This is a genomic window from Gordonia sp. (in: high G+C Gram-positive bacteria) (assembly GCF_047600385.1).
In the GTDB taxonomy this organism is placed as follows: Bacteria; Actinomycetota; Actinomycetes; order Mycobacteriales; family Mycobacteriaceae; genus Gordonia.
The window spans coordinates 2,907,545-2,924,953 of the sequence record NZ_JASGKZ010000001.1 but is presented as its reverse complement, the minus strand read 5'-3'; the positions used below and the strand labels follow the sequence as shown (position 1 = coordinate 2,924,953).

Sequence of the window (17,409 nt, the reverse complement as noted above, 5' to 3'; positions counted from 1 at the left end):
CTGCCGGTCCGCCGCGGCGTGGGCTTAGGCTGGACGTCGTGCATTCAGACCCCTCCTCTTCGCCTGCCGTCGCGGTTCGGGGACTGATCAAGAGGTTCGGCGAGGTCACCGCGGTGAACGGTCTGGACCTGGACCTCCCGCGCGGTCAGATCCTCGCACTGCTCGGACCGAACGGCGCGGGCAAGACCACCACCGCCGAGATCTGCGAGGGCTTCACCCGGCCCGACGAGGGCGAGGTCCGCGTCCTCGGACTCGATCCGCTGGCCGACAACGAGGAGCTCCGCACCCGCATCGGCGTGATGCTGCAGGGCGGCGGCGCCTATCCCGGGGCCAAGGCCGCCGAGATGCTCCGGTTGTGCGCGTCGTACAGCGCCGACCCCCTCGATCCCGAATGGCTGATGGACGTCCTCGGCCTGCGCGACTGCGCGCGGACGTCGTACCGACGTCTCTCCGGCGGCCAGCAGCAGCGGCTCGCGCTCGCCTGCGCCCTGGTCGGACGCCCGGAGCTGGTCTTCCTCGACGAACCCACCGCCGGCCTCGACGCGCACGCCCGGATCCTGGTCTGGGAACTGCTGTCCCGGCTGCGCGACGACGGCGTGGCAGTGCTGCTCACCACCCACCTGCTCGACGAGGCCGAGGCGCTCGCCGACCGGATCGTCATCATCGACCACGGCCGCGTGGTGGCCTCCGGCACACCCGCCGACCTCACCGGCGCCCGATCGCAGGATCGCCTGCGTCTGGTGACGGCCGACCCGATCGACTGCGCGGAGCTGACCGCCGACCTGGGCGGGGACTACCGCTGCGAGCCCGGTGCGGGCAACGTCACCACCGTGATCGGACCGATCACGCCGACGCTGATCTCCCGGGTCGCGGCCTGGTGCGAGACGCGGGACGTCCTCGCCACCGAACTCTCCGCGGTCACCCACAGCCTGGAAGACGTCTTCCTCGCACTCACCGGACGAGAGGTGCGCCCGTGACCACCGCAGGCAACCGATTCGCGCCGGGCACCTTCACGCCCGCACCGCAGGCGGCCCCGCTGGCCCGGATGATAGCGGCCCAGACGCGGATGGAGTTCACTCTCCTCATCCGCAACGGCGAGCAGCTGCTCCTCACGCTCTTCATCCCGGTCACCATGCTGATCGGGCTCTCGCTGATGCCGATCACCGCCCTGGGCGAGTCGTCCGCCGACCGCGCGACCCGGCTGGTGCCGGCGATCATGGCCGTCGCCATCATGTCCACGGCGTTCACCGGCCAGGCCATCGCCGTCGGCTTCGACCGGCGTTACGGCGCGCTGAAACGACTCGGCGCCACGCCGATCCCGCGCTGGGGGATCATCGCGGGCAAGTCGCTCGCCGTCGTGATCGTCGTGATCGGCCAGTCGGTCGTCATCGGCCTGCTGGGCCTGTTCCTCGGCTGGCGGCCGTCGATCGGCGGTCTGGCGATCGGCGTCGTGATGATCGCCCTCGGGACGATGGCCTTCGCCACCCTCGGTCTGCTGCTCGGCGGCACCATGAAGGCCGAGGTGGTGCTCGCGCTGGGCAACCTGATCTGGTTCGTCCTTCTCGCCCTGTCCGGCCTGGTCGTCTTCTCCGGCGACGTGCCCGCCGCCGCGCTGTGGATCGCCCGGCTCGCCCCCTCCGGGGCGCTGACGCAGGCTCTGACGCAGGCCACTCAGCACACGTCGTTCGACGTCGGCGGCGCCGTCGTCCTCCTCGTCTGGGCCGCGCTCGGCGGCCTGGGAGCAGTCAGGTGGTTCAAGTTCGAATGAGCAGTTCCCACACCGGCACAGCCCGCTGGTTCGGATTCCGCACGCCCACTCTCCGTTTCCTGTACGCCTGGGCGGTCGCCGATCTCGCGGCGAACGTCCTGCTGGTGGTGACCGGCGGCGCGGTCCGGCTCACCGGTTCGGGACTCGGCTGCCCCACGTGGCCGCAGTGCGGCGACGGCAGGTACACGCCCCCGCTGAGCTATCACGGGGTGATCGAGTTCGGCAACCGCATGCTCACCTGGGTGCTCGTGGTGATCGCGATCGCCACCTGGGTGGCCGCCATGCGGTACCGACCCGTCGACCGTCTCGCCCGTCGGCTCGCCACCGCCGTCGCCCTCGGCGTCCCGGCGCAGGCCGTGATCGGCGGCATCACGGTGCTCACCAAGCTCAACCCGTGGGTGGTGGCCTTCCACTTCCTGGCGACCATGGTCATCGTCTCCGCGGCCACCTGGCTGGTGATCCGGACCCGTCCCGGTCGTGTGGAGGAGTCGACGGACGGACCGTCCGCGGACGACGTCGAGATCCCCCGCGACTCGGTGATCTCCCGTCTCGCGGTGGCCCTGGCCTGGGGCGTCTACGCGATCACCTGGGTCACGGTGTACCTGGGCACCGTCGTGACCGGTTCCGGCCCGCACTCCGGCGACGAGAACTCGCACCGCAACGGCCTCGACCCCGCCAACGCCACCCAGTTGCACGTCGACGCGGTCTGGATGCTGATCGGGCATGACCCTGGCGCTGATCGCGCTGAGCGTGATCGCCCGACTGACCATGCGACGCGCGGTGTTCTGGTTCACCGGGGCGCTGCTGCTGCAGGGCGTGATCGGTTACGTCCAGTACGCCACCAGCCTGCCGATCGTGCTGGTGATCCTGCACATGTTCGGTTCGGCCGTGCTGATGATCGGTGCGACCTGTCTGGTGCTAGTCGCAGTGCAGGCCGAACGCATCCGCGACCTGGCCGACGCTCCCGAACCGACGTCCTGAACCGACCGCCCCCTACAGACGACTCTTCCCACCGATCCCTGAGCCGACCACGAACGAAGTGAGTGGTCGAAGTCGAAGGGTCCCCGGCGAGCGTTCACGACCCTTCGACCCGGTTCGTCGCTGTGCTCCTCACCGGCTCAGGGATCGGTGGAGGCGGGGAGGAGCACAGCGACGAAGAGGGCTCGGCCGACGAAGCGATCGCAGCCGATGAGAAAGGCTCGATCCGCGAGGGAGAGGGTTCAGCTGTAGTCGACGCTCTTGTTGTTCCGGGCCTTCGGGAAGCGCTTCTGCTTGGCGACCCATCCGGCCATCTTGCGCCAGTGGCTCGGCTCCACGGTGGCCTTGGTGGTGAGGTCGCGATCCCATTCGCCGGTCTCCAGACCGTCGATCTCGGCGACCAGTTCCTTCGCCACGTCCATCGACGGCACCACGCGGTCGCCGAGGACGCCGTCCTTCTCGCCGACCAGGGTCACGCGCACACCGGCCGCGCCGATCGGCTGCAGCACCGCGGTGGCCTTGCCGTCCTCGGAGGCCACGTAGTCGCGGACCGACGAGAGCACGGCGTCGTCGAGTTTCGGCTCCGCCGGGGCGGCGTTCTCGGCGTTCTGGGTGTCTTCGCTCATGTCCCCAGTCTAACCGCGTGCGAGACTGAGGCATGCGCGCGATCAGTGTGACGAAGACCGGCGGTCCCGACGTCCTCGAGTACGGAACCGTGTCCGACCCCGAGCCGGGTCCCGGCCAGGTCCTGGTGCGGGTCCGCGCCGCGGGCGTGAACTTCATCGACACCTACTTCCGCGCCGGGATGTATCCCGCGGCACTCCCCTACGTGCCCGGGCTGGAGGGGGCGGGAGAGGTCGTCGCGGTGGGCGACGACGTGACCGGTCTGCGCGTCGGCCAGCGGGTCTGCTGGTGCGACGCCCCGGCGAGCTACGCCGAGTTCGCGGTGGTGCCCGCGGCCCGCGCGCTGCCGATCCCCGACGGGGTCTCCGACGAGACGGCGGGGTCGTCGTTGCTCCGCGGCCTCACCGCGCACTATCTGCTCGACGGGGTCTCCACGGCGCTCGATCGCGGGAACCCCGTCGAACCGGCGACCGTCCTGATCCACGCCGGGGCGGGCGGCGTCGGGCTCGTGCTCACGCAGACGGCCGTGCGCAGGGGCCTGCGGGTGATCACCACCGTCTCCTCCGACGCCAAGGAGGCGCTGTCCCGGGAGGCCGGGGCCGCCGAGGTGCTCCGCTACACCGACGACGTCCCCGCCCGCGTCCGCGCGTTGACCGGCGGCCGCGGTGTGCCCGTCGTGTACGACGGCGTCGGCGCGGCCACCTTCGAGCAGTCGCTGGCGGCGACGGCGGTGCGCGGGACCGTCGTCCTGTTCGGGGCCGCGAGCGGCCCGGTGCCGCCGTTCGATCTGCAGCGGCTCAATCCGCTGGGGTCGCTCAGCGTGACCCGGCCGACGCTCGCGCACTTCATCGCCGACCCCGACGAGCTCGCGTGGCGGGCCGGCGAGTTCCTCGGCGCGCTCGCGGACGGGTCGGTGTCGGTGCGGGTCGGGCAGCGATATCGGCTCGCCGAGGCCGCCCGGGCGCACCGTGATCTGGAGGCGCGTCGTACCGTCGGCAGCACGGTGCTGATCCCGTGAACGGCGGCGCGACCGGGACCGGGCCGTTCGCCGGTCTCGGCGCCGGACGCCTGGGGGTCGCGGCCGGTGTCGCGATCCTGGCGATCCTGACGGCGGTCGCCAGGCCGGCGGGTCCGACGGTGACCGGGATCGTCGTCGTCGTGCTCGTCGCGATCGGTGCCGTGGCGATCGGGAGGCCCGGCCTGGCGAAGACGGCTTCCCTACCGGACCCCGCGGCCCCGCAGCCCGACACGTCCCTGCGGCAGCGCTGGGCGCGGGCGGTCGACCAGCACGACCGGGTGCTGTCCGCCTACGGCGCGTACGAACTCGATCCGGCGATGCTGTTGCGGTTCCCCGCGATGTGGGACCTGGCGGCGCCGCCGATCGTCGACTTCCACGATGCGCTCGAACTCGCCGGCGGGCTGCGTTCGGACGAGTTCCCGGGCGAGGCGCACGCACAGGAGTATCTGAGCGCGGTCGCGATGCTGCGCACCGACTGGGCCGCCGCCGACCGCCATGCGCGCTCGACCGGCACCGACGGGCTCGCCGCGACCAATGCCGGCGAGTGTCGCAAGGCCCTGAACCTGTGGCGGCACGCCGACGGCACCCGCGGCCCGGAGCGGGCGACCTACCTGGAGAAGGTCCTGGGCACCATCGACGCCCTCGCCGAACGCGGCGTGGTCGACGCCCCGGCCCCCATGCACAATGCCCTGGTCCGCGAGGTCCAGAAAGCGATCGAGGCCACCTAATAGCGGCTCGCGCGCAGGAACCGCCCGGCCGGCGAGTAGACGGCGAGCGCCTCGCTCCGGCCCGAGCCGACCTGGAGGCGCAGCACCGGGCCCTCGCCGCGATGCGCTCCGGGAGCGGATCCGACGGCGAAGGCGACCACCTCGCCGTCGAACGCGGGCAGGTCGTGGCGCCGCAGGAGGTCGTCACGGGCCCCGATCAGGGCGGCGGAGGTGATCTCGGCGAGCGCGAACTCCCCCTTCCGCGAACCGGTGTCGCGTTCGGTGGTCGTCGGGAAGCACCCGGGCACCACCGTGACCTCGGAGAACCTCGTCCCGGCCAGGGCGAGGGAGAATCCGCCGGAGTTCTGGATCGACGAGGCGGAGATCGGTGAGGACCCCTCGGTGACGGTCCTGAAATCGATCCGGGTGAGGATCGGAGCGGTCGGGTCCAGGCCGAGGGCGCGCATCGTCGTCTCCGCCTGCTCCAGGACGGTCTCGACGAAGGCGGCCTTCGCGGTGTCGGCGACGCGCCCGGACATGTCGGCCTCGACGGTCCGGTGGGCGACCGTGTACTCGGCCACCAGCATGCCGTCGCTGCGCCGGCCGAGGTCGAATGCCGTCGGCCGGGTGCGCCTGATCCTTGCGGAGTCCGAGTTCGTCGGCCGCCTTCCGGACGTCCCCGGTCACCGTGTTCAGGTGCAGATCCTTCAGGTCGGCCCGCGAGAACGTCCGACGGTCGACGGCCCGCTGCCGGTTCTCCGAATACCATCGTCCGCCGCTGCCGTTCGCGCTGATCGCCTCGCCGGTGGAGGCGTCGTAGACGGTCACGCGCATCGAGTTCTCGTCCAGGCCGATCCCCAGCAGGTGCGACGACCCCTGCGGAAGCAACTCGTCGGCCCGGTCCAGGGCCTGATCGAGGCGGGCCTCGGGGTCGCTGGGCAGACGCCGCGTCACGTCGTCGGGCCGATCGTCCGCACCGATCGCAGACCGCACCGGTTGCGCCGATCCCGAGTTCACGACGCCGGCGACCGGCAGGCCGAGCGAGAGCATCGCCGCCGGGATCAGGAAGACGCCGACCCGGGCGGTGTTCGGATGCGAGGTGCGCAACACGCCCAGTGCGGCCAGCGGGGTCACGACGGCGAGGACCGCGCCCAGCAGGCGCGGCGCCGCGTCGTCGGACACGGTCGCGACCACCAGACCGACGACGGCCGACACGGTCGCCGCGATCATCGTCGTGACGGCGGAGAAGGAATCGTTCTTCACCGGGTCGACTCTGACAGATCCCCGGTCCGCGGACACGGCGGACGGCGCCGATCCCGCGGCGGAAGAGCCGGGAGAGACCGGGAAGACCCGGATCGGAAAGCGGAAGGCCGGGAGAGACCCGACCCCGGAGACCGACGTCTCAGAAGTAGGAGGCGACGGTCGGCAGGTGCAGGACCGCGTCGACGGCCAGGCCGCAGAAGAGCAGCGCCAGGTACTCGTTGGACTGCAGGAAGATCTTGAGCGGCTTCACCTCGGCGCCGCGCCGGGTCTCGACGTACAGCTTGGTGACGCACCAGATGAACCAGGCGCCGGCCAGCACCGCGACCGCGGTGTAGATCCAGCCGGTCACCGGGATCAGGAAGAACGAGGTGAGCACGGTCAGCCAGGTGTAGGCGAGCATTTGGCGGGTCACGCGCTCGTCGGAGGCGATCACCGGGAGCATCGGGACGCCCGCGGCGCGGTAGTCCTCGCGGTAGCGCATGGCCAGCGCCCAGGTGTGCGGCGGCGTCCAGAAGAACACCACCAGGAACAGGACCACCGGCTGCCAGCTCAGGTTCCCGGTCACCGCGGCCCAGCCGACCAGCGCGGGCATGCAGCCGGCCGCCCCGCCCCAGATCACGTTCTGCCAGGTCCGCCGCTTGAGGATCAGCGTGTAGACGAAGACGTAGAAGGCGATGGTGATCATCACCAGGATCGGCGGCAGCCATTTGCCGCCGGTGCCGAAGTACAGGATCAGGAACGAGCCGATCGCCAGCACGACGCCGAAGATCAGCGCGTTGCGCACCGGCACCGCGTGGCGGGCCAGCGGCCGCTTCTGGGTGCGCTTCATCTTCTGGTCGATGTCGGCGTCGGCCACCATGTTCAGGCTGTTGGCGCTCGCCGCGCCCATCCAGCCGCCGACCACGGTGATCAGGATCAGGACGATGTCGACCTCGCCGCGCTGCGCCTGCAGCATCACCGGGATCGTCGAGACCAGCAGGAGTTCGATCACCCGCGGCTTGGTCAGTGCGATGTAGGCGAGCAGCGTCGCCCTGACCCGTGCACCCAGCGATTCCCGGGCGCCCGCGGCGGCGGAAGGCTGCGGCGAGTCGTCACCGCTGGCGGAAGCGCGTGAACTGACGCTTTCCCCACTCTTCAACGCCAGACTCCCTTGTCTTCGTGCGGTCGGCCGTGACCGGCCGGATCTTCCTCGCGTGGCGGCCCGAAGCACACGGGTCGTCGTACGACCGGCGGGGGGCTGCCCGCTGAGAATCCTAGACCTCCTCGCCGGTAACGGAGAATTCGGGCCGCTCAGGCCCCTCCGCGGAACGACGACGACGCCCGCCCGACCCCGCCGGACGGTGTCGAGTGGACCGGAACGCGCCGCCGTCCTTTAGGCTGGAGGCATTTGCCGCCCCAACCCACAGGAGAAGCCCCCACCGTGGCCGTTACAGATGAGATCCGAGAGCTGACCAAGCAGGTTCACCCTGACGACTGGACGGACGTGGACACTCGGGCGGTCGACACCGCCCGGCTGCTCGCCGCCGACGCCGTGCAGCACTGCGGAAGCGGACATCCCGGTACCGCGATGAGCCTGGCTCCCCTCGCGTACACCCTGTACCAGCGCGTCATGCGCCACGACCCCGCCGATCCGGCCTGGGTCGGCCGCGACCGCTTCGTCCTCTCGTGCGGCCATTCGAGCCTCACCCAGTACATCCAGCTGTACCTCGGCGGATTCGGCCTCGAGCTGTCCGACATCGAGGCGCTGCGCACCTGGGACTCGCTGACCCCGGGCCACCCGGAGTACGGCCACACCGACGGGGTGGAGATCACCACCGGCCCGCTGGGCCAGGGCCTGGCCTCCGCGGTCGGCATGGCGATGGCCGCCCGCCGCGAGCGCGGCCTGTTCGATCCGGAGACCCCGGCCGGGCAGAGCCCGTTCGACCACCACGTCTACGTGATCGCCTCCGACGGCGACATCGAGGAGGGCGTCACCTCCGAGGCCTGCTCGCTCGCGGGCACCCAGGAACTGGGCAACCTGATCGTCTTCTACGACAAGAACCACATCTCGATCGAGGACGACACCAAGATCGCCCTCACCGAGGACACCGGGCAGCGCTACGAGTCGTACGGCTGGGACGTGCAGTACGTCGAGGGCGGCGAGGACGTCGTCGCGCTGGAGAACGCCGTCGCCCACGCCAAGAGCGTGACCGACAAGCCGTCGATCATCATCGTCCGCACCGTCATCGCCTGGCCGGCCCCGACCAAGATGAACACCGGCGCCTCGCACGGCAGCGCCCTGGGCGACGGCGAGATCGCCGAGACCAAGAAGATCCTGGGCTTCGACCCGGAGAAGAACTTCGAGGTCTCCGACGAGGTGATCGCCCACACCCGCGGTCTGCGGGAGCGGGCCGCCGCGGTGCGCGCGGAGTGGCAGACCGGTTTCGACGCCTGGGCGCAGACGAACCCGGAGCGCAAGGAGCTGTTCGACCGCCTGTACGCCCACGCGCTCCCCGAGGGCTGGGCCGACGTGCTGCCCGCCTGGGAGCCCGGCGACAAGCCGGTGGCCACCCGTTCGGCGTCGGGCAAGGTCCTCTCGGCGCTGGCCCCGGTGCTGCCCGAGCTGTGGGGCGGCTCGGCCGACCTCGCCGGCTCCAACAACACCACCATGGCCGGGGCGACGTCGTTCGGCCCCGCGTCGATCAGCACCTCCACCTGGACCGCCGACCCGTACGGCCGCACGCTGCACTTCGGCATCCGCGAGCACGCGATGGGCTCGATCCTCAACGGCATCGTGCTGCACGGCCCCACCCGCCCGTACGCGGGCACCTTCCTGCAGTTCGCCGACTACATGCGGCCGGCCGTCCGGCTCGCCGCGCTGATGAAGATCGATCCGGTCTACGTGTGGACGCACGACTCGATCGGCCTCGGCGAGGACGGCCCCACCCACCAGCCGGTGGAGCACCTGGCCGCGCTGCGCGCCATCCCGGGCCTGGACGTCGTGCGTCCGGCCGACGCCAACGAGACCGCGCACGCCTGGCGGCACATCCTGACCCGCCGGGAGGTCCCGGCCGGTCTGGCGCTCACCCGCCAGAACGTCCCCGTGCTGGCCGGCACCTCCTTCGAGGGCGTCACCCGCGGCGGCTACGTGCTGTCCGATCCCGAGGGCGCTCCCGACGTCGTGCTGATCGGCACCGGCTCGGAGGTCGCACTGGCCGTCGAGGCCGCCGAGGCGCTGGCCGCCGACGGGATCGCGGCCCGCGTGGTCTCGATGCCGTCGATCGAGTGGTTCGACGAGCAGGATCAGGCCTACCGAGACGAGGTGCTGCCCGCCGGAGTGGCGCGCGTCGTCGTCGAAGCCGGTATCGCCATGCCGTGGTACCGCATCGCCCACGGCGGCGGCGGCATCGCGGCGGCCCCCGGCGAGATCGTCTCGCTGGAGCACTTCGGCGCCTCGGCTCCCTACCAGAAGCTGTACGAGGAGTTCGGGATCACCGCCGACGCCGTCGCGGCCGCCGCGCGCGGACTGCTCGGCCGCTGACCCGACCCGCCCGGACACCAGACCTTTCAGAGACCCCCGCCAGGAGGACCACGACATGCCCCAGAACAGCAAGCTCGCCGATCTCTCCACCGCGGGGGTCTCGGTCTGGCTCGACGACCTCTCCCGCGACCTGATCGACTCGGGCGCCCTGCAGGACCGGATCGACGGATACTCGGTGGTCGGCGTGACCACCAACCCGGCGATCTTCCAGAACGCGATCGCGGGGTCGAACGTGTACGACGACCAGATCGCCCGCCTGGCCGCCGAGGGCGCCGACGTCGACGCGACCCTGACCGCGATCACCACCGACGACGTCCGCTCGGCCTGCGACGTCTTCGAACCGCTCTTCGCCGACACCGACGGCGTCGACGGCCGCGTCTCCATCGAGGTGGATCCGCGCCTGGCGCACGACACCGACGGCACCGTCGCCCAGGCGATCGAGCTGTGGAACCTGGTCGACCGGCGTAACGCGCTGATCAAGATCCCCGCCACGAAGGCCGGGCTGCCGGCCATCACGCGGGTCCTCGCCGAGGGCATCAGCGTCAACGTGACCCTGATCTTCTCGGTGGAGCGGTACCGCGAGGTGATCGACGCCTTCCTCGACGGCCTCGACGCCGCCCTGGAGAACGGGCACGACGTCGCCGAGATCGTCTCGGTCGCGTCGTTCTTCGTCTCCCGCGTGGACACCGAGATCGACAAGCGCCTGGAGGCCCTGGGCACCCCCGAGGCCCTGGCCCTGCGGGGCAAGGCCGGACTGGCCAACGCCCGCCTCGCCTACGCCGCCTACCAGGAGGTGTTCGACCTCGGCGTCCGCTTCCCGGCGCTCAAGGCGCACGGCGCCCGCCCGCAGCGCGCGCTGTGGGCGTCGACCGGCGTGAAGAACCCGGAGTACCCGGACACCCTGTACGTGAGCGAACTCGTCGCCCCGGACACCGTCAACACCATGCCGGGCAAGACGATGGAGGCCTTCGCCGATCACGGCTGGGTGGACGCCGACTCGATCCTCGGCCGGGCCGCCGAGAGCCGGGAGGTGTTCGCCTCCCTCACCGCCGCAGGCATCGATCTGGCGGAGGTGTTCGCGCTCCTGGAGCGCGAGGGCGTCGAGAAGTTCGAGGTCGCGTGGGACGAGCTGCTCACCGCCACGGCGGCGCGACTCCAGGCTGCGAAGGCCTAGCGCGTGACCGCCTCCGGTGGATGGACCAATCCGCTCCGCGACCCCAACGACCGGAGGCTGCCGCACATCGCCGGGCCGTCGGCCCTGGTGATCTTCGGCATCACCGGTGACCTGTCCCGGCGCAAGCTGATGCCCGGCGATCTACGACCTCGCCAACCGCGGTCTGCTGCCGCCCAGTTTCGCGCTGGTCGGGTTCGCCCGGCGCGACTGGGATCACCAGGACTTCGCGGAGTTCGTGAAGAACGACGTGAAGGAGCGCTCGCGCACCGGCTTCCGCGAGGAGCAGTGGGCCAAGCTCGCCGAGGGCATCCGGTTCGTCGAGGGCACCTTCGAGGACGACGCCGCGTTCGACCGGCTCAAGGACACCCTGTCCGAGCTCGACCGCGAACGCGGCACCGACGGCAACCACGCGTTCTATCTGGCGATCCCGCCGAAGGCCTTCCCCACCGTGCTCAGCCAGCTCCGGCGCACCGGGATGGCCACCTCCGAGGACCCCGACAGCTGGCAGCGGGTGGTGATCGAGAAGCCCTTCGGCCACGACCTGGAGTCCGCGCGGGAACTGAACGCCCTGGTCAACAGCGTGTTCCCCGAGGAGTCGGTGTTCCGCATCGACCACTATCTGGGCAAGGAGACCGTCCAGAACATCCTGGCGCTGCGCTTCGCCAACCAGCTCTTCGAGCCGCTCTGGAACAGTCACTACATCGACCACGTCCAGATCACCATGGCCGAGGACATCGGGCTCGGCGGCCGGGCCGGCTACTACGACGGCATCGGCGCCGCCCGCGACGTGATCCAGAACCATCTGCTGCAGCTGCTGGCGCTGATCGCGATGGAGGAGCCCATCTCGTTCTCCCCGCGCGAGTTGCAGGCCGAGAAGATCAAGGTGCTCTCCTCCACCCGCAACATCGCCCCGATCGCCGAGAACTCGGCGCGCGGGCAGTACGGCGCCGGCTGGCAGGGCTCGGAGAAGGTCCCCGGTCTGCTCGACGAGGGGTTCTCCGCCGAGTCGGCGACCGAGACCTACGCGGCCATCGCCGTCGAGGTGGACACCCGCCGCTGGGCCGGGGTGCCGTTCTACCTGCGCACCGGCAAACGCCTGGGCAAACGCGTCACCGAGATCGCCCTGATCTTCAAGCGGGCGCCGCACCTGCCGTTCGACGACTCGATGACCGCCGAACTCGGCCAGAACGCGATGGTGATCCGCGTGCAGCCGGACGAGGGCGTGAACCTGCGGTTCGGCTCCAAGGTCCCCAGCACCGGGATGGAGGTGCGCGACGTGAACATGGACTTCAGCTACGGCGAGGCGTTCACGGTGAGCTCCCCCGAGGCCTACGAACGGCTGCTGCTCGACGTCCTGCTCGGCGAGCCGTCGTTGTTCCCGGTGAACGAGGAGGTGGAGCTGAGCTGGTCCATCCTGGACCCGGTGCTCGCCGAATGGGAGTCCGCGGGCCGACCGGAGACCTACGAGGCCGGCACCTGGGGGCCCGACTGCGCCGACCGGATGATGGCCCGGCACGGCCGCGTCTGGCGTCGGCCGTGAGACGGGTGCCCACCATGCGGTTCACGACGGGACGCACGACGCGGTCCACGATGCGAAGGAGGCGCCGATGATCGTCAGCCTGCCCGACACCTCGACGCAGGAGGTGAGCAAGAAGCTGGTCCGCATGCGCAACACCGGCGGCGAGGTGACCGTCGGCCGCGTGCTCACGCTGATCATCGACACCGAGCCCGGCGAGGTGGCCGAGACCGCCGTCACGGTGGCCAACCAGGCCAGTCGTGAGCATCCGTGCCGCGTGATCGTCGTGATCCGGGGCGACCGGAGCGCCGGCGACCGGCTCGACGCCGAGATCCGCGTCGGCGGCGACGCCGGGGCGTCCGAGGTGGTCCTGCTGACCCTGTTCGGCGAGATGGCCGAGCACGCGCACTCGGTGGTGACCCCCTTCCTGCTGCCCGACACCCCGGTGGTCACCTGGTGGCCCGGGCGGGCCCCGGACCGGCCCGCGGAGGACCGGCTCGGCCGCCTGGCCTCGCGCCGGATCACCGATGCGCGTACCGCCGACGACCCGGGATCGTTCCTGGCCGCGCGCCGGCTCGGCTACAGCCCCGGGGACACCGACCTGGCGTGGTCGGCGATCACCCCGTGGCGCGCCACCCTGGTCTCGGCGCTGGACCGGCCGCCGCACCTGCCGGTGGTCTCGGCGACGGTGACCGGCCCCGCGGTGAACCCGGCGGCGGACCTGTTCGCCGGCTGGCTGGCGCAGGCGCTGGACGTCCCGGTGCTCCGCGAGACCGGCCGCTGGCACGTGAGCCTGCTCCGTCCGGACGGCGCGGTGGAGATGACCGTCGACCGCTCCGGCGGTCTGCTGCGATCGCCCGGTCACCCCGACGGTCGGGCGGTGTTCGCGCGCCGGACCACCGCGCAGTGTCTCGCCGAGGAACTGCGCCGCCTGGACGCCGACGTCGTCTACCGCGCCGCCCTGCAGGGCCTCTCCGGCGTCACCCGTCAGCCGTACTCCCCGACGTCAGGACGGTCATGACCGAACTCGAAACCCTGATCTTCGACGACGCAGAGGCGCTGGTCGCCACGGCCGCACGACGATTCGGCGACGCCGTCCGGCGCGCCCAGGACGCGCGGGGGGCGGCGCGGATCGCGTTGACCGGCGGGTCCAACGGGATCGCGCTGCTGGCCGCGCTGGCGACGGATCCGGCCGCACTCGACTGGTCGCGGGTCGAACTGTACTGGGGCGACGAGCGTTTCCTGCCCGAGGGCGATCCGGAGCGCAACGTCGTGCAGGCCCGCGAGGCCCTGCTCGACCGCGTCCCGGTGCCCGCCGAGCGGGTGCACGCCATGCCCGCCTCCGACGGCCCGCACGGCGACGACGTCGACGCCGCCGCCCGCGCCTACGCGGCGCTGATCCCCGACGACCTGACCTTCGACGTCCACCTGCTCGGCATGGGCGGCGAGGGGCACGTCAACTCGCTGTTCCCGCACACCGCGGCCACCGCCGAACAGCGCGCGTCCGTGGTGGCGGTGACGGACTCCCCCAAGCCGCCGCCGCGCCGGATCACCCTGACCTTCCCGGTGATCAACCGGTCGCGCGAGGTGTGGTTCCTGGTGTCCGGGGCGGCGAAAGCGCAAGCCGTCGCCGCCGCGCACGCCAGCGCCGACCGGGCCGACTGGCCGTGCGCGGGCGCCCACGGCACCGAGCGGACCCTCTGGCTCCTCGACCGCCCCGCCGCCGCCGAACTCTGAGGTCCGCGGGGCGGACTCCGATCGACTCGGCGTGTGGAGCGGGGCGAGCTCGCCCGAACCGGGATCGGGTGGTCTCGACTCCGCTCGACCGACGAGGGGCGCTCTTCTCCGGTCGACCGACCCACGCCGGTCGAGTCGGCTCCTCGTTGGTCGAGTCGGCTCTTCGCTGGTCGAGTCGCCTCCTCGCGGGTCGAGCCGGCTCTTCGCTGGTCGAGCGGAGTCGAGACCACGGTCGCCGGCTCCGCCGACTACCCGCTGTTGCGCAGCGCCGTCGCCAGGCCGTTCATCGTCAGCTGGATGGCGCGGCGGATCTCGCCGGTGTCCTCTCCCCCGCGGAAACGCTGCAGCAGTTCGATCTGCATCAGGTTCAGCGGCTCCAGGTAGGGGAACCGGTTGTAGACCGAGCGCTTGAGGGCGGCGTTGTCGGCGAGCAGGTCGTCGGTGCCGGTGATCTTCGCGTACATCTCCAGCGTGCGGGCGTGCTCGGTCGCGATCATCGTGAAGACCCGCTCCCGCAGGTCCTCGTCGGGGACCAGGTCCGCGTACCGCTTGGCCAGACCGAGATCGGATTTGGCGAGCACCTGGGCCATGTTGCTCATCACCGAGCGGAAGAACGGCCAGCGCCGGTAGTAGTCGGACAGCTTTGCCAGGCGGTCCTCGTCGTCGCCGACCCATTCGGCGAAGGCCGAACCGGTGCCGTACCAGCCCGGCAGCATCACGCGGCACTGCGTCCAGGACAGCACCCACGGGATGGCCCGCAGATCGGAGATGGCGGTGGTCTGCTTGCGTGACGTCGGGCGGCTGCCGATGTTCAGCGCCCCGATCTCCGACAGCGGCGTGGAGTCGGTGAAGTACTCGACGAACCCCGGTGTCCGGTGCACGAGTTCGCTGTAGGCGTCGCGGGCCAGCGCGGCGAGCTCGTCGAGGACCGAGTACGCCTCGGCCGAGTCGCCGTCCAGGCCCTCGGTGTCGAGCAGGGTCGACTCCAGGGTCGCCGCCAGCAGCGTCTCCAGGTTGCGGCGGGCGCCGACCGGTTCGGCGTACTTCGCCGCGATGATCTCGCCCTGCTCGGTGATCCGCAGCGAACCCTGCACGGCGCCCGGCGGCTGGGCCAGGATGGCGTCGTAGCTCGGCCCGCCGCCGCGGCCTACGGTGCCGCCGCGGCCGTGGAACAGCCGCAGCGTGATCCCGGCCTCCTTCGCCGCGGCGACCAGGTCGAGTTCGGCGCGGTAGAGCGCCCAGTTGGCCGCCAGGTAGCCGCCGTCCTTGTTCGAGTCGGAGTAGCCGAGCATGATCTCCTGGGCGCCGTCCTGGCCGTCGACCATCGCCCGGTAGAACGGCAGCTCCAGCGCTGCCGAGATGATCGCCGCCCCCGCCTGCAGGTCTTCGATCGTCTCGAACAGCGGGGCCACGCGCACCGTGCACCGCGGGGTGCCGTCGGCGTCGAGCCCGTAGAGCCCGGCCTCCTTCAGCAGGAGCATCGCCTCGAGCATGTCCGAGACCGACTGGCACATGCTGATGATGTAGGTGGGCACGGCCTCCGGACCGAACTTCTCCACGGCGCCGGCCGCGGCGCGGACGACGTCGAGCTCTTTCACCGCCAGCTCGCTCAGGTCGGCGTCCGGGCCGGTGAGGGGGCGGCGCGAGGTCAGCTCCGCCGCCAGCAGTTCGACGCGCTCGGCTTCGACGAGGTCGGTGTAGTCGTCGCAGACGCCGGCCCAGCGGAGCAGTTCGCGCACGACCTCCTCGTGCGTCTCCGAGTTCTGGCGCATGTCCAGCCCCGACAGGTGGAAACCGAAGGTGCGCACCGCCTCCCGCAGCGCGCCGAGACGGTTGTCGGCGATCATGTCGTCGACGACGGTGCGCAGCGCCTCGTCGATCACGTCCAGGTCGGCGAGCAGTTCGGCGGGCCCCGGATAGGGTTCGTGCCCGTCGGCCCAGCCGATCTCGGTGGCCGAGAGGTACTCCGGGCCCAGCGAGGCGAGCATCGCCGCCACCAGCCGGGCCTGCACGGTGCGCAGCGCCGAACGGAAGGGTTCGTCGTCGTCCTCGGCCGGCACCCCGCTCAAGGCGCGCAGGCCCTCGGTGATCGGCGAGACGAGCCGCGCCGACATGGCGAGCTCCTGCCGGAGGGCGGTGAGCTCGTCGAGGTGGTGGCGCATGGCCGCGACCGCCGCCTTCGACGTCGCCTCGGCGACCACCTCCCCGGTGACGTACGGGTTGCCGTCGCGGTCGCCGCCGATCCACGAGCCCATCCGGATCATCGACAGGTCGCCCAGACCGGACCCCGGGTAGGCCTCGGTGAGCGCGGCCCGGACGTCGCGGTTCAGATTGGGGACCACCCGGAAGAAGGAGGCGTCGTAGTACCGCAGGCCGGTGGTGATCTCGTCGCTGATCGTCAGGCGCCGCAGCCGGATCAGCGCCGTCTGCCAGAGCATCAGGATCTGCTCGGAGATGTCGCGGTCCAGGCGCTTCTGCTCGACCGGCGTCAACTCGGTGCGCGCCCGGGTGCGCATGAGCTCGGTGATCCGGTTCTGGGCCTCGAAGACGCTGCGGCGGCGCGTCTCGGTGGGGTGGGCGGTGATCACCGGCACCACCGCGGCGGTGGCGAGCGCCGCCCCCACCCGGTCGTCGCCCAGGGCGGCGTCCTGCAGAGCGGCGAAGGTCGCGGCGAGACTCGACGGCACCGGCGGATCGCCGGCCCGCAGGTGGACGCGGCGTCGTCGTTCCCGATGCAGGTCCTCGGCGAGGTTGGCCAGCAGCGCGAAGTTGGAGAACGCCCGGATCACCGGCATCAGTTCGTGCACCGAGGGCGTGGTGTAGCGGGCGGCGAGGTCGTCGCGGGAGATCTCCTCGTAGCGGATGGCGAACGCGTCCCGCCGGGAGTTCTCGACCAGTTCGAAGGTCTCGGTACCCGCGTGCGTCTTGATGACGTCGCCGAGGAGGCCGCCGAGGAAACGGATGTCCTCGCGCAGCGGTTCGGTCGCCGCACGCCCGGTGTCGTCGACCTTGATGTGTTCGATCATCGGCGTGGACACCGCCTTCACGACGGCATCGGGATCGAGGGAGGAGGTGGCGGCTGGCGCGTCGGAACTCATGGAGTC

The 17,409-nt window shown here is 71.2% G+C and carries 13 protein-coding genes and 1 pseudogene; 10 read left to right on the top strand and 4 right to left on the bottom strand.

Annotated elements, in window-relative coordinates; translation table 11 throughout:
* Positions 1-29 precede the first annotated feature (29 nt).
* The 3 genes from QM809_RS13165 to QM809_RS13155 are packed head-to-tail and all read left to right on the top strand — an operon-like array spanning position 30 to position 2,811.
* Positions 30-977, top strand: coding sequence for an ABC transporter ATP-binding protein (locus QM809_RS13165; protein WP_415047085.1), 948 nt, complete (start codon positions 30-32; stop codon positions 975-977).
* The gene (locus tag QM809_RS13160; protein ID WP_415046210.1) at positions 974-1,768 is read left to right on the top strand and encodes an ABC transporter permease; all 795 of its coding nucleotides are present in this window, start codon (positions 974-976) and stop codon (positions 1,766-1,768) included. The genes QM809_RS13165 and QM809_RS13160 overlap by 4 nt, the downstream gene beginning before the upstream one ends.
* The gene (locus tag QM809_RS13155) at positions 1,765-2,811 is read left to right on the top strand and encodes a COX15/CtaA family protein (protein ID WP_415046209.1); all 1,047 of its coding nucleotides are present in this window, start codon (positions 1,765-1,767) and stop codon (positions 2,809-2,811) included. The genes QM809_RS13160 and QM809_RS13155 overlap by 4 nt, the downstream gene beginning before the upstream one ends.
* A 177-nt stretch (positions 2,812-2,988) precedes the next feature.
* Here the strand turns inward: QM809_RS13155 and QM809_RS13150 are convergent, their stop codons facing one another.
* Positions 2,989-3,372: a hypothetical protein gene (locus QM809_RS13150; protein ID WP_415046208.1), complete on the bottom strand. Its 384-nt coding sequence runs from the start codon at positions 3,370-3,372 to the stop codon at positions 2,989-2,991.
* A 32-nt stretch (positions 3,373-3,404) separates the two neighbouring features.
* Between QM809_RS13150 and QM809_RS13145 the strand changes: the two genes are divergently transcribed.
* Positions 3,405-4,388 (top strand): quinone oxidoreductase family protein, encoded by a 984-nt coding sequence (locus QM809_RS13145; RefSeq protein ID WP_415046207.1) that lies wholly within the window; start codon positions 3,405-3,407, stop codon positions 4,386-4,388.
* Positions 4,385-5,116, top strand: coding sequence for a hypothetical protein (locus tag QM809_RS13140; RefSeq protein WP_415046206.1), 732 nt, complete (start codon positions 4,385-4,387; stop codon positions 5,114-5,116). Before QM809_RS13145 ends, QM809_RS13140 begins: the two co-directional genes overlap by 4 nt.
* On the opposite strand, the gene QM809_RS13135 is transcribed toward QM809_RS13140, so the two are convergent.
* Positions 5,113-5,676, bottom strand: coding sequence for a hypothetical protein (locus QM809_RS13135; protein WP_415046205.1), 564 nt, complete (start codon positions 5,674-5,676; stop codon positions 5,113-5,115). The genes QM809_RS13140 and QM809_RS13135 overlap by 4 nt on opposite strands.
* A gap of 821 nt (positions 5,677-6,497) precedes the next feature.
* Entirely contained in the window at positions 6,498-7,496 is a 999-nt protein-coding gene (locus QM809_RS13130) for a heme o synthase (protein ID WP_415046204.1), read from the bottom strand.
* 282 nt (positions 7,497-7,778) lie between these two features.
* Between QM809_RS13130 and tkt the strand changes: the two genes are divergently transcribed.
* The 5 genes and pseudogenes from tkt to pgl all read left to right on the top strand — a co-directional run bounded on the left by tkt (position 7,779) and on the right by pgl (position 14,305).
* Positions 7,779-9,878 (top strand): transketolase, encoded by a 2,100-nt coding sequence (gene tkt, locus QM809_RS13125; protein ID WP_415046203.1) that lies wholly within the window; start codon positions 7,779-7,781, stop codon positions 9,876-9,878.
* Positions 9,879-9,933: 55 nt separating this feature from the next.
* Positions 9,934-11,052 (top strand): transaldolase, encoded by a 1,119-nt coding sequence (gene tal / locus QM809_RS13120; RefSeq protein ID WP_415046202.1) that lies wholly within the window; start codon positions 9,934-9,936, stop codon positions 11,050-11,052.
* A 3-nt stretch (positions 11,053-11,055) separates the two neighbouring features.
* Positions 11,056-12,592, top strand: a pseudogene (gene zwf / locus QM809_RS13115) (glucose-6-phosphate dehydrogenase).
* A gap of 67 nt (positions 12,593-12,659) precedes the next feature.
* On the top strand, positions 12,660-13,589 hold the full coding sequence (locus QM809_RS13110) for a glucose-6-phosphate dehydrogenase assembly protein OpcA (protein ID WP_415046201.1): 930 nt from the start codon (positions 12,660-12,662) through the stop codon (positions 13,587-13,589).
* The gene (pgl, locus tag QM809_RS13105) at positions 13,586-14,305 is read left to right on the top strand and encodes a 6-phosphogluconolactonase (RefSeq protein WP_415046200.1); all 720 of its coding nucleotides are present in this window, start codon (positions 13,586-13,588) and stop codon (positions 14,303-14,305) included. The genes QM809_RS13110 and pgl overlap by 4 nt, the downstream gene beginning before the upstream one ends.
* A gap of 248 nt (positions 14,306-14,553) precedes the next feature.
* On the opposite strand, the gene ppc is transcribed toward pgl, so the two are convergent.
* Positions 14,554-17,403 carry a phosphoenolpyruvate carboxylase gene (ppc, locus tag QM809_RS13100; protein WP_415046199.1) on the bottom strand — a complete coding sequence of 950 codons (2,850 nt, stop codon included), beginning with the start codon at positions 17,401-17,403 and terminating at the stop codon, positions 14,554-14,556.
* Between the last annotated feature and the right edge of the window lie 6 nt (positions 17,404-17,409).